Below are 890 nucleotides of genomic sequence, written 5' to 3' on the forward strand. Positions count from 1 at the left end.
GCGAGAACGCCGCCTCGCGGGTGCGGGGCGGCGTTGTCGTGGTGTGTCAGATCGGGGTGTTACTTGATCTGGGCGGTGATGGTGGCGGTGCCGACGAGCAGGCCGCCCGTGACGGCGTCGGTCTTGAAGGTGTCGTTGAGCAGCTTCGCGGCGTCGTCGGAGACGTGGACGGTGGTGCCGGTCAGGATCGCGTTGTCGCCCTCGAGCTGCAGCGGCTTGAGCGAGCCGCCGTGGAGGGAGAACAGGTACGCGTTCGGGGCGGCGACCTTGCCGTTGACGAGGACGTCACCGTAGAGCTTCGAGGAGCCGGGGTTCACGACGAAGTTCTCGAGCGTGACGGTGGTGTCGCCGGCCGTGAGGGTCAGGCCGGAGTCGTCGTGGTTCAGCAGGCCCTGCACGTAGGGGCGGTACTTGCCGTCCGGGCTCCAGTAGGTGACCGAGCCGGAGGTGATCGGGAACGACACGGCGCCGTCGGCGAGCTTGGCGTTGCCGGAGACGCCCGGGGTCAGCTTCAGGGAGGTGAGGGCGTCGGTGAAGCCCTTGTCGAGGGCGACGGAGGTGTCGCCGCCGAGGACCTCGGGGACCGAGGCGACCGGTGCGGGGATCTTCGCGGCGGAGCTGGAGGAGACGGTGTGCACGGTCGGGGTCGACGCGTTCGCGGCGGACACACCGAACGCGGCGCCGCCGAGGACGAGGGCTCCGGTCGTGGCGAGGGTGATCGAGGTCTTCAGGGACTTGCGCATGTCTTCATTCCTTTGCTTGTCGCGCTCGGCGCGGTGGGTGACAGCGCGCCGAACACACCCCGCGAAGGGGTGGAGAACCAGCGGTGAGCTGCTGGTGAGCGCTGCGGGTGTTTCCCGGCTTGTGACAGTGGTTCGGGGCCGTCCACG

Annotated in this window: 1 protein-coding gene; it reads right to left on the minus strand. The window is 69.1% G+C overall.

Features of this window, described 5'->3' with window-relative positions; all coding sequences use genetic code 11:
* Window positions 1-59 precede the first annotated feature (59 nt).
* Entirely contained in the window at window positions 60-743 is a 684-nt protein-coding gene (locus tag DEJ31_RS16790; RefSeq protein ID WP_111044537.1) for a hypothetical protein, read from the minus strand.
* Window positions 744-890 lie beyond the last annotated feature (147 nt).

The sequence above is a fragment of the Curtobacterium sp. MCPF17_031 genome, assembly GCF_003234035.1.
Lineage (GTDB): Bacteria > Actinomycetota > Actinomycetes > Actinomycetales > Microbacteriaceae > Curtobacterium.

Bases quoted from the DNA above. Each gene is read 5' to 3' on its own strand.
- DEJ31_RS16790 (WP_111044537.1), bottom strand. From the start codon at position 743: ATGCGCAAGTCCCTGAAGACCTCGATCACCCTCGCCACGACCGGAGCC.